The organism is Streptomyces carpinensis (assembly GCF_002154505.1).
GTDB lineage: Bacteria > Actinomycetota > Actinomycetes > Streptomycetales > Streptomycetaceae > Streptomyces > Streptomyces carpinensis.
In genome coordinates this window covers 1-20,807 of sequence record NZ_MUBM01000016.1, presented here as the reverse complement: position 1 = coordinate 20,807, position 20,807 = coordinate 1, and the positions used below count along the sequence as shown (strand labels likewise).

The window sequence follows — 20,807 nt, the reverse complement described above, 5'->3', positions numbered from 1 at the left end:
GGCGGTGGCGGTCTCAGTCCTCGCCCCTGGGTCAGGTCAGAGCGAGGCCGTCCTCGTCACGTCCGTGATCCGGCACGTGACCTTGCCCGACACCTCCGCCGTGCCGCCGGCCGTCTCCTCGGCCGTCTGCCCGTGCGCGAGCTTGTTGACCATCCCGGTGCCCTCCGCCTTCCTGGTGCCCGAGGCGTCAAGGAACTCCACCGACACGATGTAATCCGACGTCTTCGACGAGTGGTTCGTGACCGACAGCTTCGCCTGCGGCCAGTTGCCGAACTCGTCCTTGCTGCAGGCCGTGATCTTTACGTCGTCCTCCGGGCTGTGCTCCTTCGCAGGCTTGGAGTCCGCCTTGGCGGTGGAACCCGAGTCCTTGCTGTCCCCCGTGCTGGTGGCGGTGCTCGTGCACCCCGTCAGTGCCGCCGCGACAACGGCAATGCCCGCCGGCCAGATACGCGTACGCATGTCGTGTTGTGCCTTCCTGATCAACCTTCGGACCGCAGAAGCTATCGGCCTGAACCAGGCGCAATCCTCGAACCGGCTGGTAAGCACCCGAAGGGGTCGTTTGTCGGCGGTTTGACCGACCCATGGGCAGACGATGCCTCGCCGGAAACCGGCGTGTGCTCAGCCCTGCTCGCCCGCTACCGTCCCCTGCGTGCAGGCGCGCAGGCAGCAGCTACTTGCCGGACACCGGCAATGCGATGCGCGGAGGTCCGCCGCGCATGCATGCTGATGTCTGCAGCAGAAACGGGGGGTGTCAGTGGAAGCAACGACAACCCGCAGCGTGACGCGTGCACGCATGGCATCGGGCCTGGCGGTGACGGCCCTTCTGCTACCTTTCTGCGGCGTCGGGCTGGCCAAGGCGGGGGCATTCCCCGAAGGCGCACCGATCGTGATCGGCTTGCTGTCCATGATCGCCAGCTCCGTCCTGCTACCGGCACTGTGCGAGGAGCGAGCCCCGTTCCGGCACTCATCGTCGTACATCACTGCGCACACCTTGACCGGCGAACGCTCCGTCGACCTCAACCGGATCACCACCGTCCGGCTGCTGACGACCTTCTCGTACGGCAGGACGTACCGGACCCTGTTGGTGCGCGACGCCCACGGTGTGCGACTGGGTATCACGACCGAGAGGGGCCGCAGGAAGCTGCGCCGAGCGATCGAGAAGGCGGACGCAGGCGCCGCGCGAGGTGGCCCCCGGCCCCGGGTGAGCCGTGCGGCCCGGGCACATCTGGGCCTTGCCCCAGGGCGAGGGCTCGTCGTTCACACGATTCTCGCCTTTCTGCTTGTGACGGTGTCCGGGAGTCTGTACGTGGTAGCTCTACTCCGACTCGGCGGGCAGTAAGCCTTCCCCCCGTAGTGACTGATGAGCCCCATGGCCACTGCCACAACGACTCAACGATCTTGCTCGTCGGTCGGCGGATGCACTTCTGTCGGCGATTGCCTCAAGCTGGCCAGGTGAGCCTTATCTGTTCGACTGCGGGTAGGGAAGTCGGCATCGTGTCCGTCACCCACGCCAACCGAGCGCGGCATCGAGGTGCACGTGCTCCCCGTCACGGCGACGAATGGCGATAGATGGAGGCCTGCCGCCCGACGTGGTGAGCGGCAGGCCAGAGTAGGTGCGAGTCCAGGTTCCCGCCTGGTGTTCCCGTGGGAACACGGAGGCAAGGTAGATCGGTCTGGGGCGGACCGAGACGGCTCGAGGCGGGCTGAGGCGGGTCACGTTTGTTCAGGTCGGGCGAAAATCGCAGGTCAAAGCACGCATGAAGAACCGACGAGGCGAGCTCTCGGGTTGGGCACCCGTCCGTGCAGGGGGATGACGACGAAGGAGATCCGCATGAGGTCCACCGGTTTTCCCGCTCTCGCCGCCGCCGTACTTCTCATCGGAGGCGTGGCGGCCGGCCTGTTCGGGCCCCAGCCGTACATGGGACTGCCCCTGCTGGCGGCGGCCCCTCTGGCCGCGTGCGCCCTGTCGTCCTTCCGCGTCAGCCTGCTTGTGGCGGTGCTGGCGTGCGTGGCCTCGGTCGGGCTGAACCTGTACCTGGATCGTCCGGCGACGGCGTTGTTCGTCGACTTGGCCGACGTCGTCATCACGGGGGCTGTGGCCTTGATCGTCAACAGAGCCAGGGCCCGTCAGGAATACCGGCTGGCGCAGGTCCGTGACGTGGCGGAGGTCGCGCAGCGGGCGGTGCTGCCGGACCCGCCGCGCCGCGTGGGGCCGGTGAGGGTGGCCGCCCGGTATGTGGCCGCGCATGCCGAGGCCCGCATCGGCGGGGACCTGTACGCGGTGCTGGCCACGCCGTTCGGAGTGCGCGCGATCATCGGCGACGTCCGGGGCAAGGGACTGGGCGCCGTCTCCACGGTCTCGGTGCTGGTGGGCGCCTTCTGCTACGAGGCCGAGCATGTGACCACCTTGGCCGAGCTCGCGGACGGGTTGGAGGAGGTTCTGGCCCGGCGCGGCACGTCCGACACGTTCGAGGACTTCACCACCGCCGTGCTGCTCCAGATCTCCCCGGACGGGAGGACGGCTCAGGTGCTCAACCGCGGGCATCCATCGCCGTACCTGGTCGACGAGCGGGCCGTGTCGCCGCTGGAACCGACCACTCACGAGCTGCCGCTGGGGCTGCGGCTCCCGGGCGCCGGGACCAGCGGCCAGATGGCCGCGGACGTCTTCCCCTTGCGTTCCGGGGCCTTTCTGCTCCTGGTCACCGACGGAGTGACCGAGGCACGCGACGGCAATGGAGCGTTCTACGACCCGAGCATCCGCCTCACCCCGGGCGCGTATTCCAGTCCGCAGTGCCTCGTCGATGCCCTCCTGCGCGACGTCCACCGCTGGACCGGGGGCCGTAACCAGGACGACATGGCGGTCCTTGCCCTGGCCGCGGGTGCGCGATGAGGTGCTGGTCATGCACGTGCTGCGCCGGCCGGACGAGGTCCGTGATCCTGCCGAGCCGCTGCCGCCGCCTGTGGAGGTGAGCGAGGAGCATCCCGTGGTGGACCGCCGCGCGCGCCGCGCCACCGCCAGGCCTTCCTCGGAGGCGATGCCGTGATGCGACGACGCAGCCGGGCAGGCCTCGCACCGGGTCAGAGGTCACTCGTGTACGCCCGCCAGCTCCACCGCCCTGCGGCGCAGGGAGAGGCCGGCCGAAGCGACCGCCGAGATCACGGCGAGCACCGCGCACGCGCCCATGGTCGCCGCGAGCGTCGCCCACGGGATCTCGATGGACGTCCAGACCGAGAGCAGGCCCAGCGCGCTCCACATGCCCAGCAGGTCGACTCCGGCGACCAGCGTGCCCAGCAGTCCGCCGACCACGACCACCGTCACCGCCTCGGCGCCCACCAGCCGCAGCACCTGCCACCTGGTGGCGCCGGCCAGCCGCAGGACAGCCAGGTCGCGTACCCGGTCGGAGGTCGCCATGACCATCGTGTTGGCCAGCGAGATGCCGGTGTAGAGGAGGGCGATGCCGAGGACGAGGAAGAAGCCCGTCCGGGTCGTCCGGTTGGTCTCGGGGTACGTCGCCCGAACCCAGGCGTCCCTGGTGAGGACCTGCCCGCCCGACGCCCGCACCGCCTGACGCAGACCGGCTGCCACCGCACCTGTGCCGGCACCGTCCGCGAGGCGTACGTCGACCCGGTCGACGGGCGCCGCGGGGGCGTTGCGCGGGGTGACGTAGACGCCGTTGTTGCCGGTGCCGACCGTCATGACTGCGGCGATCTTCAGGGACTTCCGTGTGCCGTCTGCGAGCCACACGTCCACCCGCTCGCCCACGGCGCGTTTCTCCCACTCCTCGTTGACGATGATCGAGTCGTCGTCCAGCTCGCTCACCTTCCCTGCGACGATCGGGAGACGGGCCGTTGCCGCGAGCGGTTCCGGCTCGACGGCCCTGGCATCGGAGCTGATGAGCGCCGTGCCCTCCTCCAGGACGTACACGGCGCTCGACGAGCTCGCCGAGACGACGGCACCGGACACGGCCTGAAGCCGCTTCAGCGTCGCATCGTCGAAGCCGGCGCCGCCGGCCGGAATGACCACGAAGTCGGCGGCCGTCTGCTCGCGGACCTCGGTGGCCTTCGCTTCGTCGACAGTGGCGGTGGCGCCCAGCAGCGAGCCCGCCAGCGCGACCGTGACCAGCACGGGTGCTGCGACGGCGGCGGTGCGGCGCACCCCCGCGGCGGCGTTCTCCCGCACCAGCATCCCACCGGCGCCGGGCAGTCGGGCCGGCAGCCAGGCGATCAGCCTGGTCAGTGGCCGTACCAGCACCGGCGCGAGCAGCGCGACCGCGGTGATCAGCAGCATGGGCCGGCTCACATAGGTCTTGCGCTGCAGCAGTTCGCCCGGGTTCGTCACCAGGGCAAGGGCCAGCGTCACCGCGGCAGTGATCAGCAGGGCCGCGCCGAACAGCCGGCGGCCCCGTGTCATGGCCCGGGTGTCCACGGACGCCTCGCGCAGCGCCTCGATGGGACCGGTGCGCCCCGCCCGCCAGGATGCGGCCATCACGCCACACAGGGCCACGAACAGGCCCGTCCAGAACGCCATGTGGTAGGGCCAGGTGTAGTCGCCGATGGTGAACCAGCCGGGCGCGAGCCTCTCGTCGACCGCCCACTCGGCGAGCTTGGGAGCCCCGTAGGAACCGAGCACACAGCCGGCGGCCGAGGCGAGCACACCGACCACGAGCGCCTCGTGGACGACCATGCGGCGGATCTGCCCCGGGGTCGCCCCGGCGGTGCGCAGCAGCCCGAATTCGCGGCGCCGCTGGGCCACCGCGAACGCGAAGGTCGAGGCCACCACGAACACCGACACAAAGGCGGTGACGCCGCCGGTCGTGCCGAACATGGCGTTCATCGCGGTGAGGGCTTCTCTGCCCCGGTCGGGGTCGGCGTCGGCGTACCGGCGCGCGTCCCCGGTGAGGACCTGGACGCCCTCGCTGTCGCGCACCGCCTCGCGCACGGCGGCCGCATCGGCGTCGACCACGAGTTGGAGGCTGCGCGGCGACAGTTCGGCGGCGCGGGTGTCGGTGTAGAACACGGCGTTCTCGAAGCCGAGCCCGGCCACGGTGCCGACGACGCGCACGGTGCCGCCGCCGGTCCGTACCCGGGTGCCCGGACGGGCCCAGTCACCGCTGACGACGACCTCGTCCGCGGCCTCGGGCGGGCGTCCCGCGTCGAGCTCATACGGCGCGAAGGCCGCGGTGGACCAGGGGTGGCCCACCAGATCGGCGGGCCCGCCCTCGACCCTCACGGCGAAGGTCCGGTCCTCGACGACGGTCCCGAGGTGCCGCAGCTTCGCGACCGTGTCAACGGGTACGGGACGCGGCTGCGCGAGCTTGTGGGTGCGGTCGCCGACCGGGGTGGGCACCTCGAGGGTGTCCTGGCCCTTGACGACGACCGGCGCGGCGGCGAACCGCTCCGGCACCCGGCCGGGTGCGTCCGGCGAGGACGCCAGGGCCAGCCCCATGACGGCGATCAGCGCCACGCCCAGGCAGAGGGCGACGAAGCTGCCGACGAAGGTGGTCCAGCGGGTGCGCAGGGTGCGCAGCGTGGTGCTCAGCACGGCACGGCCTCGAGCTTGGTCATGTGCGCCGCGATGTCCTCGGCACCGGCACCGATCAGCTCGCCGTTGACACGGCCGTCGACGAGGAAGACGACGCGGTCGGCGTAGGAGGCGGCGACGGGGTCGTGGGTGACCATGATGATCGTCTGGCCGCCCCGGTCGACCATGCCGCGCAGCAGGGTCAGTACCTCGCGACTGGTCCGAGAGTCGAGCGCGCCGGTCGGCTCGTCGCCGAACAGCACTTCGGGGCGGGTGATCAGGGCGCGGGCCAGGGCAACCCGCTGCTGCTGGCCGCCGGACATCTCCGTCGGCCGGTGCCGCGCCCGGTCGCCGAGTCCGACCTGTTGGAGCACCTCGCGCACCTGGGCCTTCTTCGGACGGCGGCCAGCCAGCCGCAGCGGCAGAGCCACGTTCTGCTCGGCGGTCAGCGAGGGCAGCAGGTTGAACGCCTGGAACACGAAGCCGATGCGTTCGCGGCGCAGCAGGGTCAGCTTGGTCTCGCTCAGCCCGGTCAGCTCCGTGTCGCCCACGGTGACCGAGCCGGACGTGGGCCGGTCCAGACCCGCGGCGCACTGCAGCAGGGTCGACTTGCCGGACCCGGACGGGCCCATCACCGCGGTGAACGTCCCCCTCGGCAAGGCGAGCGACACCCGGTCGAGGGCGGTGACGGACGTGCCGCCCGAGCCGTACCGCCGGGTTACGGAACGCAGTCGGATCGCGTCGTCGGTCATGTGTCTCCCCACCAGCATCTGCTCCACGGCTCATTGGTGCCTCCACGAAACCGCGGAAGCCCCTCGTGACGCAGTACGGCCGGAACGAGACTTGGGGTAGGGCCAGGCCTACCACTTGTACGGACTCTGAACCGATGGCACCGATCGATGAGGCCACTTACGGTCATGCACATGCATCCTCGGAATGTGTGGCAGGCCATGTCCCGGCCGGGCTTCTTGCTGTCGGTCTGGCCTTGGCGCTCCGCCGCGTATCTGCTCACCGGCGCGGTGACCGGCGTCGCCGCCCTGGTGGGGATCGTGACGGTGGCAGCGGTCTGCGGTGCGCTCGCCATCGTCCTGGTAGGGCTGCCGCTGCTCGTCCTGGCCGCCCTCGGCGGGATCCCGGTGGCCGGGGTGGAACGTCGCAGGCTGCGCCTGATCGACCGCAACCCGCTGTCCGGTCGGCACCAGGTGCCGACCGCGCCGGGACTGCGGGCCTGGCTGACCACTCGGCTGCGCGAACAGGCGACCTGGCGGGAGTTCGGGTACGCGTTGCTCTTCGCCGGGCTGCTGTGGCCGGTCGACGCCCTGGCGATCACGGTCGCCCTGCTCTTCCCGCTGTCCATGGTCGCCACTCCGCTGCTGATGGCCACGGTCGGCGACGGTCATGAGGCGAAGGTGCTCAAGCAGTGGACGGTCACCACATGGCCGACCGCTTTCGCCGTCGCCGTAGTGGGCTTGTTCCTGATGGGGCTGTGCGGTTACGTGCTCGGGGTCACGGCGGGCGCCCGCGCCGAGCTGACCCGGCTGCTGATCGCCTCCCGCGAAGGCGAGCTCGGCGCCAAGGTGGTCGAACTGGCCCGCTCCCGCGTCCGGTTGGTGGATGCCTTCGAGGCCGAGCGGCGCCGCATCGAGCGCGACCTGCACGACGGCGCCCAACAGCGCCTTGTGGCCCTGACGATGACCCTCGGGCTGGCCCGCCTCGATGCCCCGCCCGGCCCGCTCGCCGACCAGCTCACCCAAGCCCAGGAGGAGGCGGGCAAGGCACTCGCGGAGCTGCGTGAGCTCATCCACGGCATCCACCCCAAGATCCTCGCGGACTACGGCCTTGACGCAGCGGTCGCCGACGCCGCCGACCGCTGCGTGGTCCCCGTGGACGTCCACCTCGAACTGCCGGGCCGGCCGACCCAGGCGGTCGAGTCCGCTGTGTACTTCGTGGTCTGCGAGGCATTGGCCAACGTCGCCAAACACAGCGGGGCCGACCGCGCGCAGGTGAGCGGCAGCCATCGCGACGGACGCCTGTTCCTCGAGGTGCGCGACGACGGCTGCGGCGGCGCGGACGCCTCGGCGGGCAGCGGCCTGACCGGTCTCGCGGACCGCGTCTCGGTCCTGGATGGCAGACTTGCCCTGACCAGTCCGCCGGGTGGACCGACTCTGTTGCGTGTGGAGATTCCTTGCGAGTTGACCAAGGCGGCCGATCGCTCCGCGTAGTGCTGGCCGAAGACAGCGTGCTGCTACGGGAAGGGCTCATCGGCCTGCTCAGCCGCTGCGGCCACGAGGTGGTATCGGCCGTCGGGGACGCGCGGGCACTGGTCGCCGCGGTCGAGGAGCATGCCCCCGACATCGTGGTGACCGACGTGCGCATGCCGCCCGGTTTCCAGGACGAGGGCCTGCACGCAGCAGTGCGGCTGCGCGAGAAGCGCCCCACACTCCCGGTCCTGGTCCTCAGCCAGTACGTGCAACGGGCATACGCGGCCGAACTCCTGGACTCCGGCGACGGATCGGGCGTCGGCTATCTGCTCAAGGACCGGGTCGGGCACGTCGAGGAGTTCGTGGCAGCGCTGCACAAGGTGGCGGAGGGCGGGACGGTGGTCGACCCGGAGGTGGTGCGCCAGTTGCTGCGCCGCCGTCGCGATCCGCTGGAGCAGCTCACCCCGCGCGAACGCGAGGTGCTGGCACTGATCGCCGAGGGCAGGTCCAACGGCGCGATCGCCAAGGAGCTGGTGGTTTCCGAAGCCGCGATCGGCAAGCACATCGGCAACATCCTCACCAAGCTCGACCTGCCTCCGACAGACGAGACCCACCGCAGGGTCCTGGCCGTCCTCACTTATCTGCGGGCCTGACGCTCACCAGGCGCTCCGGGACGCCGTACAACCCCGGAAAGCAGGTGCCCCGGCACTGCGATGCTGGACGCAGGCCCCCACGTGTGGACTGACAGCGCATGCCGAGTGCCTCGAGGACGGCGCGTGGTCGCTGGCTCGGCGTCGCGGCGCGCCGGCGTGTGTTGCTGATGAACGACCCCAGCCCCCACAGAGCTGCCATCGACGTCCTCGGCGTGTCTGCGCGGCGCTGGGAGGTGGCCTGCGCGGGCGTGGTGGTGCCGGGCGGCGGTGATGTCCCGTTCCCATGCGGCGTTCTGCGGGCGGCGTGCAGGCGGCTGTTCGTCCTCGCCTGCCGGCTCGAGCCCGAGCGCGCTTTCCAGGAACCACTGCTGGGCGGGCAGGAGTCTGTCCCAGCGCACCGGGGTCGGCGTGGCGCTCAGTTGGCCGGGGTGCCGATCCGCTCCGCCAGATGGACGGGGGCCTCGACGCCTGCGGGCAGCAGTGGGTCCGGCTCCAGTTCGCCCCACGTGGCGCGCAGCGGCAGAACGCCTGCCCACAGGCCGAGTCGGGCGTCCTCGCCGGCGCCGTCGTCCGGGGCTCCGGTGCGTATCTTGACGGACGCCTCGTCCAGGGGGAGGGCGAGCAGCGCCGTCGCGGCGAGTTCCTTGGGGCTGGGACGGCGGGCGTAGTCCCATTGGCCGGGCGTAGCCTGTTCGGTCAGGCAGCGCAGACCGGCGAGCTTCTCCTCGGGGTCTGTGACCAGGCGGGCGGTGCCGTGGACCATTGCGCTGCGGTAGTTGACGCCGTGCTCGAAGACCGAGCGGGCGAGGACGAGGCCGTCGACGTGGGTGACCGTGGCGCAGACCGTGGCGGCGGGTGACGCGAGCAGGCTGCGGCTGGCGACCGAGCCGTGGAAGTACAGGGTCCCGCCGTCGGAACCGTAGACGGTCGGCACGACCATCGGGCTCCCTTCGACGGTGACGCCGAGGTGGCAGATGAAGCCGGCGTCGAGGATCGAGTCGAGCTGGTCGCGGTCCAGGCTGCCCTGTTCCCGCAAGCGGCGGTGACGGGTGCGCTCGGTGACTGGCAACCGCCGTTCCGGAGTACCGGAGTCCATGGGTGCTTCCTCTCTGGGTGCGGTCGGGTGGGTGGCATTGCGGCGGGTGAAGAATACTGATTCCATCGACAAGCCGCCATGAATCTTCATAATCCGTTGCTGAACTAGGGTCTTCGCAACGAAATCCCTCGCCAGTGCGGAACCGGTCCTGCCCTACGACCGACTGATCCGCCGAGCCACCGCATCGTTGACCGCCTCGCCGCACGAGCCGCTTCACCTGCTGGTGTCGGGCGCCCCGCTTGCGGAGGGGGGCGCCGCATCGCGACGCGGGGGCGTACGCCACGACGCCTGGCCACCGGACCGCGGACAGGCGCCGTCGGCGCGCGGGTGACGCGCAAGAGCGGATCACGCACCTGGACGACGCGGTCGGCGTGCATGGCGCTCGGGGCCGGCGCACATGCCTTCGCGCGGCCGTGACCAGCTCGGGCGGCCCACGGCTCCTCGATCGCAGCGACGGGGGAGCGCAAGGCGGTCGACGGTTCGCGCTCCGGGGGACATCGAGAGGCCGGCCGTCGACCGGGAGCGGATCACGTCGAGGGCGATCCCGTTCGTGCAGGCGACGAGGTACCGAACGTCGCGAACGGACACGGCCCGGACGCCCGGACTGCCGCTGGTACGGCTGCACCGTGAGGCGCGCTTCGTGACGGTCACCGCGCGCCGCGGGAGGTGTCGGCCGCCGGCCCGCACAATGGGAGGGGTTGGCCTCCATCCCGCGCACCCCGAGCCGGGGCGGAGGCCACCCAAGGCTTTCGGCCGTCCATGATCCGCGGGTGGCAAGACGGCGGGGCCCGCACCTGGGCTCCCCGGGCGGCTGGGACAGTGACCCGGCAACCCCTACAAAGGGAACGCTCATTCGACAGGCGAGGGCAAGCGGGACCGCAGGGTTACTGTCCACTGCCCCGGATAACGACGACCGGACAGGCCGCGTACTGAGTGCAATGCTGGGCCACCGATCCCAACAGCAGCCCCGAAAAGCCCCCGAGACCCCGGCTGCCGACCACGAGCAAGGACGCGTCACGGGCCGCGTCGAGCAGCGCAGTGGCTGCGGTGCCGTTCCACACCGCGGTACGTACCTCCACCGGTGGCTGCGATCCCACGGTTTCCTCGACAGCTGCCGCGAGTCCTGTGCGTGCCTGGCTCTCGAGGGCCGCTTCGTCGCCGGTCTCCGGGGGCAACCAGCGGGGGACCGAGAGGTGGAACGGCGGAAGATTCCAAGCAGTCACCGCCTCCACCACATCACCAGTGAGCTTCGCCTGACGCACGGCCCAGCGAAGGGCCTGCTTCGATGAGTCCGAGCCGTCCACCCCGACCACGATGCGGCCCCTCTCCTCGGGCTGGTCAATCATGCTTCCTCCTCGGCTCGGCGCTGGGAACGAGCGCACGGGGTCCGCAGTCCGCCGCCACTGAGCTTGGCCTTCAGCCTCATGCCGGCCCGCGCAGTATGCGCAGTTCGACAGGTCCAGACGGGGGCCGAGGCCCTGCTTCACCAAGCAGGAGAAGGTCATGCAGACGGTCGAGGCCGCCGGCGACGAGCGCGACAGCGCATCCCGATCGCCCCTACGCCAGTTGGAGCTCCCTCACGGCAACAGGGGCTCCTGGCCGCAACGGCGGCTCGGCCGGGAGGCGGACGGTCGCACGGCAGTGGCCCCCGGTGAGGAGAGCGTGCTCGTACCGGCCGCCGGGTGGCAGCACCGGAGGCCGTCCGGCTGCCGCGTCCAGGTCGCGCATCGCGGCGCCGTACCAGAACCTCTCGGCTCACCGCCCGTTCGGCCTCCGGGGTGAGGGGCTCGCGCAACGCCTGGACCGCTCGCCGGGTGTTCGCCCACCGCCGACCGCCGACCGCGACCGGCGTGCGCCGGCGATGGGCGACCGGCTACCGCCGTCCACAGACCACCGTCCGTCCTGTGTCAGCGACCGGCGCCCCCGCCGCCCACCGACCGCCACCCCCGGCGCGCCGGCGACCGGCAGCGCCCCTCACCGCTGGGCGCCGCCGGTCGTCGTACGTCGGGTCGGTCACCGCCCGGTCAGCCGGGAACGGCGGACCGGGCGGGAGCGTGGACGGGCGGCCGGGAGCCGTCGAGCGCGGGCTCGGCCGCCGCGAACCGGCGCACGGGCTGGTCCCGGGTCGCCAGCCGCGGCACGCGCGTCGGCACCGTGACCGGGCCGCCGGCGGTCGGCAGGGTGAACCAGACCACTTTGCCCCGCTCGCCGTCCGGGCGTGCGCCCCAGCTCTCGCTCATCGCGGCCACCATCGCCAGCCCGCGGCCTTCGGTGGCGAGCGGCGCGATCTCGCCCATGTCCTCCACGACAGGAAGACGCGGATCGTGGTCGCGCACGGAGACGGTGAGCCGGTCGAGTAGCAGCTCGAGCTCGACGGTGCACAACTTGTCGGGCTGGGCGTGCTGGTGGACGTTGGTCAGCAACTCCGTCACACCGAGCGCGGCCCGGTCTATCAGAGGGTCCAGATGCCAGTAGCGCAAGTGCGCCGATACGATTCTGCGGACCTGGCCGATCCGCGACGGCAGGGCTTGGAGCTCCACCGTGCAGTGCCTGCTTGGGTGACTGATCACGGCTGCGACTCCCCGACGTTGAGGTCCGGAAGAACACGACGTTTCGGATGCAGCAGGACGCCTGCGTGACACTGCCGCCTGCTGTCGTGGCCGGCGGGCTGGTTCGCAGCGTTATCGCCGGTAAACCCAGAGTGACGTGAGACCAGCGTGACGCAAGGGGTTCGGCACCGCAACTTCGAGCCACCTTCAGGGTTGAGGTCAGCCGACGCGTCCCGCCGCCCTTCGGACGGCCTCGACGAACCGGCGCGCCGCCGGCGGTCCGCTCTCGCCGGGAGCAGGGTCCCCCGCGCCCAGGGTCAGCGAGTAGCGGTTGCCGTTGAGGTCGGCGAGCGCCCGGTCGGCCGGGCCGAGCCAGGGCCGGGAGGCGCGCACCGTCCGCACCGGCGCGCTGTCGATCTCGCTGCCGTAGCTGGTGAGCAACTCCAGCCTGCCGTCGCTGATCCGGACCCGCCCGGCCCGGGTGAGCGAGCGCAGTCGTCTGGCGATCCGCACGCCCGTGGCCGTGAACTCCGGTTCCGCCATCCCTGCCGCCCCCTCGTGCGCGCCACCGGTGCGTGACTCGGCCCGGTCACCGAGTCGGCGTGGTTCGTCCGGGATCCAGTGTGCGTCCCGTCCGGCTCTTCGTCCCGCGCGGTGCAGTCTGCCCCCCTTCGGCACGCGGCACCAGTGCACGCGGCCCCCTGGCGACCGGCATCCGGAGCACGCGCGCGAGCGCGCCCCCACCGATGCGCGCGGTGCGCCGCGCACGCGCCCTGGCGAACTGTGCCCCAGGCCTGTCTTTGACCCGCCCAAAGTGACGTTTATGCAGGTGAGAAGCGTGCCGAAGGTGTCTATCATCGGTGGCGTCCGGCCGCGCGACACGCCGTCGGCGCCCAGCGTTAAGGAGTCCCGCCGTGAGTACCACCGAGCAGCGCCGGACCGGCGAAACCCTCGACGTCGACCGCAGCGACACGGGCTACCGCGACTGGCTGAAAGAGGCGGTCCGCAAGGTCCAGGCGGACGCCAACCGGTCGGCCGACACCCACCTGCTGCGCTTCCCGCTGCCCGAGGAATGGGGCGTCGACCTGTACCTGAAGGACGAGTCGACCCACCCGACCGGCAGCCTCAAGCACCGTCTGGCCCGCTCGTTGTTCCTCTACGGCCTGTGCAACGGCTGGATCCGGCCGGACCGCCCCGTGATCGAGGCCTCCAGCGGCTCGACGGCCGTCTCCGAGGCCTACTTCGCGAAGCTGATCGGCGTGCCCTTCATCGCGGTGATGCCGCGCACGACGAGCGCGGAGAAGTGCCGCCTGATCGAATTCCACGGCGGGCAGTGCCACTTCGTGGACGACCCGCGCACGATGTACGAGGCCTCGGCCCGGCTCGCGGTGGACACCGGCGGCCACTACATGGACCAGTTCACCTACGCCGAGCGGGCCACGGACTGGCGCGGCAACAACAACATCGCCGAGTCCATCTTCCGCCAGCTGGAGTTGGAGCGGTTCCCGGAGCCCGCGTGGATCGTCGCGACCGCGGGCACCGGCGGCACCTCCGCGACCCTCGCGCGCTACGTCCACTACATGCAGTACGACACCCGCATCTGCGTCGCCGACCCGGAGAACTCCTGCTTCTTCGAGGGCTGGACGACCGGCGATCCGGACGTCACCTGCGACTGCGGTTCGCGTATCGAGGGCATCGGCCGGCCGCGCATGGAGCCGAGCTTCGTGCCCGGTGCCATCGACCGGATGATGAAGGTGCCCGACGCGGCCGCCGTCGCCGCCGTACGGGCGCTGGAGCGGGCCATCGGCCGCAAGGCGGGCGGCTCGACCGGCACCGGCCTGTGGAGCGCCCTGAAGATCGTCGCCGAGATGCTGGCCGAGGGGCGCCGGGGCAGCGTGGTCACGCTGCTGTGCGACCCGGGCGACCGCTACCTCGACAAGTACTACTCGGACACGTGGCTGGCCGCACAGGGTCTGGACAGCGCACCGTACACGGCGGCGATCGACTCCTTCCTCGCCTTGGGGCAGTGGCCGCGCTGAGGCGGAAGGCGGCCGTTCCGCCGTCGGCGCGGGCCCACCGCGGTCGCGTGCCCAGCCCGGCCGGACCCGGCCGCCACTCCTCGGCCGGCGCACGGGCGCCCGGCGCACCGGTGACCTCGACACGGTGGACGGCGCACACCTCCGGGGCCCGGGCCGACCGAGCACCGCCGACCGCGACTGACGTCCCCTCAGGCGCGGCGCCTCAGACGTCTTCCTCGTCTCCCGGCTCGCCCGCCACCACCAGCCGAAGGTGTTCCGAGATCTCCGCGCGGGCCTCGGCCGGCAGCCCGGCATCCGTCACCAGCGTGTCGATCCGCTCCAGCGTCGCGAAGGAACTCAGGCCCACCACGCCCCACTTGGTGTGGTCCGCGACCACGACTACCCGCCGCGCGGACTGCACCAGCCGCCGGTTGGTCTCGGCCTCGGCGAGGTTCGGCGTCGACAGGCCGGCCTCGGCCGATATCCCGTGCACGCCCAGGAACAGCATGTCGAAGTGGAGCGAGGCGATCGCCTGGTCGGCCACCGGCCCCACCAGCGAGTCGGACGGCGTGCGCACCCCACCGGTCAGGACCACCGTCGCCGCGCCCTGCCGCTGGCCGGAGGCACGCTGCGCGGTGTGGAAGACGTCCGCCACCCGCACCGAGTTGGTGACCACCGTCAGATCCGGCACGTCCACCAGATGATGGGCCAGTGCGTACGTCGTCGTACCGCCCGACAGGGCGATCGCCGTGCCCGGGGCGACCAGCCGGGCCGCCGCCCGCGCGATGTCCTCCTTGGCCGTAAGCTCCAGACCCGACTTCGCCTCGAAACCCGGCTCGTGCGTGCTGGCCTCCACCACCGGGACCGCGCCGCCGTGCACCTTCTCCAGCACGCCCTGGCGAGCCAGCGCGTCAAGGTCGCGGCGGATCGTCATGTCCGACACGCCGAGCTTCCGGGTCAGCTCGTTGACCCGGACACCGCCACGGCGGCGGACCTCGTCCAGGATCAGGGAACGTCGCTGCTCCGCGAGGAGGTTCTGATTCTCACTCACGTGTGCTCCGGTTCCTTTCGCCTCAAGCCGTCCTACACGCCCGGCGCACCCGCCCGACGAGGAGGTTCGCCAGACCGGGGGTGCGCGGACGTCCCATCCTTTCACGGGTCGCCCGCCGCGGCGCCATCGCCCGCCAGGACGCGCACATGCCAGACGTGCGGCGCCCCCCACCGCACCCGAACGCGCACAGCGGAAGCCGGCGGCGCCCCACCCGGACGGACCGCCCGGCACAGCTCGCACGGCGGGCCCGGCGGCGTCGCCCGAACCGGCCGGAGCCGCCCCTGGAACTCCTGGCCCACGAGGTCGGCACCGCAACCTGTACCGGCTCACCGACCCCATCGGCGGCCCGGTCCGGCTGCCCGGACGTCGACCGAGCCCCGCTGAAGGACCCGCTCGGCCCCGGCCGCACCGCCGAGCATCCCCTGCCCGCCCCGATCCTGGGTCACTCCGGCCACCAGCCGACCATGCCTTCGCCGAGGAACGCCGACGGCTCCTGGCCCGGCTCCGCCCGGAGCTGCCGGCCCCACGGGGCGGCCAGGGGCTCAGGGCCTGTCCGGAACAGGCGCCGCGACTCTCCTGCGACCTGGTCCGCCGAACAGCCCCTAAGAGAGCGCGGGCAGGTCCTCGGCGTAGAGCAGCGTCAGATCGTCGGTGCTCGGGTCGTCGAGCTGCGCCACCCGGCCCGCGTGCCGCTCCACCATCGCCTCGAAGGTCTGGCGCGCGGTGCGGCCGTTGCCGAACGCGGCACCCTTCGGGATGTCGGTGAAGTACTTCAGCAGCGCTTCCGCGGTCCCCGCGGCGAGCCGGTACTCGTGCTCCTCGGCCTGCTGCTCCACGATCCGCAGCAGCTCGTCGGGGCCGTAGTCGCTGAAGGTGATAGTGCGGGAGAAACGCGAGGCCACACCCGGATTGACGGAAAGGAAGCGCTCCATCTCGGCCGTGTAGCCGGCGACGATCACCACGACCGCGTCCCGGTGGTCCTCCATCAGCTTCACCAGCGTGTCGATGGCCTCCTTGCCGAAGTCGCGCCCGGCGTCCTCCGGGGAGAGCGCGTACGCCTCGTCGATGAACAGCACCCCGCCGCGCGCCCGCTCGAACGCCTCCTGGGTGCGGATCGCGGTGGAGCCGATGTGCTCGCCCACCAGGTCGACACGGGACACCTCGACGAGATGGCCCTTGTCCAGCACGCCGAGGGAGGCCAGGATCTCGCCGTACAGACGGGCGACCGTCGTCTTCCCGGTGCCGGGGGAGCCGGTGAAGACCAGATGGCGCTTGACCGACGCGGCCTTCAGACCTGCCTGCTGCCGGCGCCTGCCCACCTCGATCATGTCGGTGAGGGCGCGGACCTCCCGCTTCACGCTGTCCAGGCCCACCAGCGCGTCGAGTTCGCCCAGCACGTCCTTCGCGGTGCGCGCGGGCTCCTGCGGTTCCGGCGCGGACAGCAGCGGCTCCTGCTCGGTGCTGCGCTGTCCGGGGATCGCGCCGAGCAGTCCCGGCGACGGGCTCGGCGTCGGATGCACGGCAGTCTCCCGTGCCACGGGCGGGCGCACGCCACCGCTCTCGTCGCTGGCGCAGTCCTCCACCACGGGTCCTGACCCACCCGCCGCGTCCGGCCCGCCGTCGGCGAACTCGTACCCGCCGCGCGCACACCGCTCCGTACGGCACTTCCGCAGCGTCGTACGGCAGCCGTCGATCACATGGAAGCCGTAGCCGCCGCTGCCCGTCACCCGGCAGCCAAGGAAGCTGCCGCGGCCCCCGGCGGAGACGTAGAATCCCGCCTCGGCGGGCGAGGAGACCGTGCAGCGCTCGATGGTGGGGTCGGCGCCCTTGGTGACGATCACGCCGGTCTGCGTGGCGTCCACCGTGCAGTTGTTGAGCGTGCCGCCGCTGCCGTGGTCACGGAACCAGGCTCCCGTGCCCGCCTCCTTGATCCGGCAGTCGTCGAGCTGCGCGGTGGCGCCGTCGCTCACCGACACCGCGGTGTTGCGCACCTGGGACAGGTCGCTGTCGACGACGTCCACCCGGGAACCCCGGTCCAGGACGAACAGCGCGTCCGGCACGTCGTGCACCCGGCAGGAGTCGAGGACCGCGGTCGCCCCGTCGCTGACCCACACCGCCGGATAGTCACCCGTGCTGTCGAAGATCTCGCACTGGTTGGCGTCCACCCGGGTGCCCGGGTCCCACACCGACAGGCCGTTGCGCCCGAACCGGCGCACCGTGGTCCGCGTCAGCGTCAGCACGGAACGCGAGCGAAGGTCCACCGCGTTCTCCGGGATGTCGTGGATGCGGCAGTCGGCGAGGGTGAGGACGGCGTCCGTGTCGAGGGTGACGCCGTCCGCGGTGGTGCGGTGCACATCGCAGTCAGTGAGGTGCGCGGTGGCCCGTCCGGTGATCTGCACACCGCTGCCCCGCACCTCGTAGACCTCGCAACCCACCGCCTCCACGGCGGAGTTGTCGCCCGTCACGGTGATGCCCGGGCCCGCGGTGTGGTGGACGCGGCAGCGCTCGAGCCGCGGATGGGCACCGCCGTGGACCGCCACGCCCGACTGCCCGGCCGCCACGACCTCGCACTCCTCGAACACCCCGCCGCCGTCCAGTACGGCGATGCCGACACCGGCCGGATTGTCGACGGTGCAGCGCCGCACGGTCGGCCGGGCGCCGCCGCGCACCTCGACGCCCGTCGCGGACCGGGTCACGATCCGCACGTCCTTCAGCTCCGGCGCGCCGTCCTCCACGAGCAGGGCGGGCGCGGCGGCGTCCTGGCCCTCCACGTGCAGGTCCTGCACCACCGCCGAGGCACGCACGGTCAGCGGCACCCCGTCCACGGGGGCGATCCGCACCGAGCCGGCGGAGCCCTCGGGACCCCGCAGGGTCACCGCCCGCTGGACGACGAGGTTCTCGCGGTAGGTGCCCGGGGCGACGGTGAGGACGTCGCCGTCCGCCGCGGCCTCCAGGGCGGCGGCGAGCGATGCGTACTCACCCGTGCGGCGCCGCCACCGCGATGTGCCGGTGTGCGTCACCTGGACCGTGCCCTGTGCCATGGCGTTGCTGTGCCCCCACCTCGTCGTACTGATGGCGCGTCAGCCTTCGGGGCAGGCCCCTGCGGCTCGCTCGTGCGCGGGTCGTTGCCGAATGCGTCGGCCGGTCCACCGTAGCGTGCGCGCGGACGGTCGGTTGACCGGAGTCGGCAGGCCGTCAGCTGCCGGCGCCGGTGCGGCCCCAGTCGGGACCGGCGCGCTCCCAGGCCCGGTCCCAGCGCGCGTACCGACGGAGGAGCAGTCGCCAGACGATCAGCCTGCGTATGCACTCCACCAGTCCCGCGGTCAGCAGGGCCGCGCCGAGTCCGGCCAGGACGGCGTGGGTGGTGGCCGTGGCGGGGTCCAGAGGGCGGGTCACCATCCGCCCGTCCCGGTCGGTCCACAGCGGGAAGTGGTCGCCGGGGTGCGGGGACTTGAGGTCCGTCGTGACCGGGCCGTGCTGCCGGGTGCCGTCCGGGGCGGTCCAGTCGGCGAGCACACGGCTGCCAAGCTCCCGCTCCGAGGAGGCCTCCGGGTCGGTCACCGGCGCGACCTGGTGCAGCTTCCTCACCACGGTGGCCGTCACCAGGTGCCTGGCCTGGCGCTGGTCCCGCACCGACTGCTGCAGGGCGTCCTGGGCGAGGGAACCGACGACGGAGCCGAGCACGGGGGCGGCGACCAGGGCCAGCAGCAGGGCCACCAACGCCACCCAGGACTCGACCAGGTCCGTCGTGCGCCGCAGCGGATTGCGCCGCCAGCGCCAGAGCCCGCTGATCGCTCGCATGTCCGCACCCCCCTTCCCCCTCCGTTGATAACCCCCCGCGGAGCCGCTCGCCCGCGAACCCGGGCGAAGAGAGAGCGAAATCACCTCTGACCCGCAACTCTCATGAAGCTCTCACGAAGTCCCAACGACCGGCCCCCGGTTCGGGTTCCCGGGTCGGACGGGATCGGCGCTCACTCGAGGATCGTGACCCGGTCGCCGACGCGGATGGTGCCGGTCGTCTCGGGCACCAGGTTCTGTCCGAAGACCAGTTCGCCGCCGAAGCGGCGGTGGCGGCCGAGGGTGCGCAGGGGTTCCTTGCCGCGCGCGGCGGTGGCCTGGTCGGTGGTGGTCACCACGCACCGGCCGCAGGTCTTGGCGACCCGGAAGGAGACGTCGCCGATCGCGATGCGCTGCCAGTCGTCCTCCGCCCAGGCGGCGGTCCCGCCCACCACCACGCTCGGCCGGAAGCGGTTCATGGGCACCGGACCCTCCTCGGCGTGGTCGCCCTCGGCGATCAGCGAGTTGAGGGAGGCCAGGGACGCGAGCGAGGTGAGCAGCAGCGGAAAGCCGTCGGCGAAGCTCACCGTCTCGCCGGGCAGCGAGTAGTCCGGGTCGACGGGCCGGCGCGTGGCGGGGTCGTCCATGTGGACGAGGCGGACCTCGGCTCCCACATAGCCGCTGCACCAGGCGTGCGCGGCGGCACCGGCGGGGACGGCCTCCACCTTGTCGCCGAAGATGTCCACCGTCACCGTGGCGCCCGGCTCCGGGACGGGCACCGTGATCGGCTCGCGACCGGGCGTGGACAGCCGAAGGCCGCCGCCGGGCACGAGCTCGGCGACGGCCAACGCGAGATGTGGCTGCTGGCGTTGCGTGACGATCTTTCCCCCGTCGTCGATCAGCACCCAGCGCCGGTCCCCGGCCAGCCCCCAGGGCTCCACGACGGCCTCCCGGAGCCCCAGGGCCCGGAACGCCTTGACCGGGTGGATGTGTATCGATCGCAGTTCCGCATTCCCCATGACCTCATCCTGCCAGGTGGCACGGACGGTCGGGGAGTGGATCAGTAGCCGCGGTACTGCTGGTTGTTGTACGGATCCTGGTAGGGAGCCGGGGCGGGGCGGGGCGCCGCGGGGCGCATCGCCTCGTAACCGGTGCCGCCCGCCATCGGGCGCGGTGGCATCGGCTGCTGCGGGCCGGGATATCCGCGCGGAGCGGAGGCCTGCTGCGGGATGTACGCCGTGGGCGCCTGCTGCAGCGGGGTGGGCTGCGGCGCCTGCGGGTAGCCGTAGGAGGGCTGGGACGGAGCCGCCGGGAGGGCGGGCAGCGCCGAGGGGAGCGCGGGCAGGTGGCTTCCCGTGTCGTACGGCGCGGGGACCCGGATCGGGGCGATCTGCGGCGTGCCCCGCTCGGCGACGAGCGAGTCGTAGATCGGGGTGTCCGGGAAGGAGGCGGAGTAGTAGCCGCCGCCATAAGTGGAGCGGGGGGAGGTCATGGCACATAAGTTAAGCCCACGATGTGCTGGTTGGGGAGACCGATAAGAGGGTTGTTTTGCGTGTCTGCAGTGACGCGGAATACCCAATGCGAGCGAACTTGGTGGAAAAGGGGCGTCGCTCGAGTCCCGGATCGTGTAAAGGGCGAGTTCCCGCGGGGTTACCGGGGGTTGCGCACGCGTGTTCCGGCGCTGCCCATGGGAGTTGGCCGCGAGCGGGCATAGGTTGGGCGGGAGCGAGCCGGCGGACTGCCGGGGCACGGCCCGGCGACACACGTGATGGGGGAAGGCATGTCCATGATGAAGGGGTCGAACACGCCGGTGCCGACGGCGGCCCTGCGCGTCGAAGTGGGCCGGCGCTCCGGTCCGGGCGTCCCTGACGTGGATGCCTCGGCGTTGCTGCTGGTGAGCGGGAAGGTGCGCTCGGACGGGGACTTCGTGTTCTACAACCA

18 protein-coding genes and 1 pseudogene are annotated in these 20,807 nt (G+C 71.8%); 7 read left to right on the top strand and 12 right to left on the bottom strand.

Translation table 11 applies throughout. The features are described 5' to 3' along the window. Nucleotides 1–36: 36 nt before the first annotated feature. Entirely contained in the window at nucleotides 37–459 is a 423-nt protein-coding gene (locus BZY54_RS02595) for a hypothetical protein (RefSeq protein ID WP_086722752.1), read from the bottom strand. Nucleotides 460–1,831: 1,372 nt separating this feature from the next. Between BZY54_RS02595 and BZY54_RS02585 the strand changes: the two genes are divergently transcribed. Both BZY54_RS02585 and BZY54_RS52710 read left to right on the top strand, forming a co-directional pair. Further along, entirely contained in the window at nucleotides 1,832–2,890 is a 1,059-nt protein-coding gene (locus tag BZY54_RS02585) for a PP2C family protein-serine/threonine phosphatase (protein WP_244216919.1), read from the top strand. Between the two features lie 10 nt (nucleotides 2,891–2,900). After that, nucleotides 2,901–3,044, top strand: coding sequence for a hypothetical protein (locus tag BZY54_RS52710; RefSeq protein ID WP_244216918.1), 144 nt, complete (start codon nucleotides 2,901–2,903; stop codon nucleotides 3,042–3,044). Nucleotides 3,045–3,085: 41 nt separating this feature from the next. On the opposite strand, the gene BZY54_RS02575 is transcribed toward BZY54_RS52710, so the two are convergent. Both BZY54_RS02575 and BZY54_RS02570 read right to left on the bottom strand, forming a co-directional pair. Continuing rightward, nucleotides 3,086–5,542 (bottom strand): FtsX-like permease family protein, encoded by a 2,457-nt coding sequence (locus BZY54_RS02575; protein ID WP_086722749.1) that lies wholly within the window; start codon nucleotides 5,540–5,542, stop codon nucleotides 3,086–3,088. Continuing rightward, complete coding sequence (locus BZY54_RS02570) at nucleotides 5,536–6,273, bottom strand: ABC transporter ATP-binding protein (RefSeq protein WP_086722748.1); 738 nt, start codon at nucleotides 6,271–6,273, stop codon at nucleotides 5,536–5,538. Before BZY54_RS02570 ends, BZY54_RS02575 begins: the two co-directional genes overlap by 7 nt. Nucleotides 6,274–6,471: 198 nt before the next feature. Here BZY54_RS02570 and BZY54_RS02565 point away from each other — a divergent pair, with 198 nt between their 5' ends. Further along, nucleotides 6,472–7,743, top strand: coding sequence for a sensor histidine kinase (locus BZY54_RS02565; RefSeq protein ID WP_086722880.1), 1,272 nt, complete (start codon nucleotides 6,472–6,474; stop codon nucleotides 7,741–7,743). Then, a complete protein-coding gene (locus BZY54_RS02560) occupies nucleotides 7,743–8,375 on the top strand; it encodes a response regulator transcription factor (protein WP_086722746.1) in 633 nt (210 codons plus the stop codon). The genes BZY54_RS02565 and BZY54_RS02560 overlap by 1 nt, the downstream gene beginning before the upstream one ends. A 415-nt stretch (nucleotides 8,376–8,790) precedes the next feature. Here BZY54_RS02560 and BZY54_RS02555 read toward each other — a convergent pair whose 3' ends face one another. The 4 genes from BZY54_RS02555 to BZY54_RS02535 all read right to left on the bottom strand — a co-directional run bounded on the left by BZY54_RS02555 (nucleotide 8,791) and on the right by BZY54_RS02535 (nucleotide 12,563). Next, a complete protein-coding gene (locus tag BZY54_RS02555) occupies nucleotides 8,791–9,471 on the bottom strand; it encodes a pyridoxamine 5'-phosphate oxidase family protein (RefSeq protein WP_086722744.1) in 681 nt (226 codons plus the stop codon). A gap of 884 nt (nucleotides 9,472–10,355) precedes the next feature. Further along, nucleotides 10,356–10,817, bottom strand: a complete 462-nt coding sequence (locus BZY54_RS02550; protein WP_086722743.1) for a universal stress protein — start codon at nucleotides 10,815–10,817, stop codon at nucleotides 10,356–10,358. A 678-nt stretch (nucleotides 10,818–11,495) separates the two neighbouring features. Further along, a complete protein-coding gene (locus BZY54_RS02540; protein ID WP_086722741.1) occupies nucleotides 11,496–12,041 on the bottom strand; it encodes an ATP-binding protein in 546 nt (181 codons plus the stop codon). A gap of 198 nt (nucleotides 12,042–12,239) precedes the next feature. Next, nucleotides 12,240–12,563, bottom strand: coding sequence for a hypothetical protein (locus tag BZY54_RS02535; protein ID WP_086722740.1), 324 nt, complete (start codon nucleotides 12,561–12,563; stop codon nucleotides 12,240–12,242). A 371-nt stretch (nucleotides 12,564–12,934) separates the two neighbouring features. Between BZY54_RS02535 and cds1 the strand changes: the two genes are divergently transcribed. Continuing rightward, nucleotides 12,935–14,059: an L-cysteine desulfhydrase Cds1 gene (gene cds1 / locus BZY54_RS02530; RefSeq protein WP_086722739.1), complete on the top strand. Its 1,125-nt coding sequence runs from the start codon at nucleotides 12,935–12,937 to the stop codon at nucleotides 14,057–14,059. Nucleotides 14,060–14,261: 202 nt separating this feature from the next. Here cds1 and BZY54_RS02525 read toward each other — a convergent pair whose 3' ends face one another. Then, nucleotides 14,262–15,089: a DeoR/GlpR family DNA-binding transcription regulator gene (locus BZY54_RS02525; RefSeq protein ID WP_086722738.1), complete on the bottom strand. Its 828-nt coding sequence runs from the start codon at nucleotides 15,087–15,089 to the stop codon at nucleotides 14,262–14,264. A gap of 310 nt (nucleotides 15,090–15,399) precedes the next feature. Here BZY54_RS02525 and BZY54_RS52700 point away from each other — a divergent pair. Next, nucleotides 15,400–15,639 (top strand): annotated as a pseudogene (locus tag BZY54_RS52700) (hypothetical protein); the annotation flags it as partial. Between the two features lie 52 nt (nucleotides 15,640–15,691). Here BZY54_RS52700 and BZY54_RS02515 read toward each other — a convergent pair. The 4 genes from BZY54_RS02515 to BZY54_RS02500 form a co-directional block, all read right to left on the bottom strand. Continuing rightward, on the bottom strand, nucleotides 15,692–18,130 hold the full coding sequence (locus BZY54_RS02515; protein WP_167413932.1) for a right-handed parallel beta-helix repeat-containing protein: 2,439 nt from the start codon (nucleotides 18,128–18,130) through the stop codon (nucleotides 15,692–15,694). A 154-nt stretch (nucleotides 18,131–18,284) separates the two neighbouring features. Continuing rightward, a complete protein-coding gene (locus BZY54_RS02510) occupies nucleotides 18,285–18,890 on the bottom strand; it encodes an Rv1733c family protein (RefSeq protein WP_086722735.1) in 606 nt (201 codons plus the stop codon). 170 nt (nucleotides 18,891–19,060) lie between these two features. Continuing rightward, on the bottom strand, nucleotides 19,061–19,885 hold the full coding sequence (locus BZY54_RS02505) for an MOSC domain-containing protein (protein WP_086722734.1): 825 nt from the start codon (nucleotides 19,883–19,885) through the stop codon (nucleotides 19,061–19,063). A gap of 41 nt (nucleotides 19,886–19,926) precedes the next feature. Further along, complete coding sequence (locus BZY54_RS02500; protein WP_086722733.1) at nucleotides 19,927–20,358, bottom strand: DUF6643 family protein; 432 nt, start codon at nucleotides 20,356–20,358, stop codon at nucleotides 19,927–19,929. 276 nt (nucleotides 20,359–20,634) lie between these two features. Between BZY54_RS02500 and BZY54_RS49090 the strand changes: the two genes are divergently transcribed. Beyond that, a partial coding sequence (locus BZY54_RS49090) for a TerD family protein (RefSeq protein WP_143667983.1) occupies nucleotides 20,635–20,807 on the top strand: 173 nt, incomplete at its 3' end.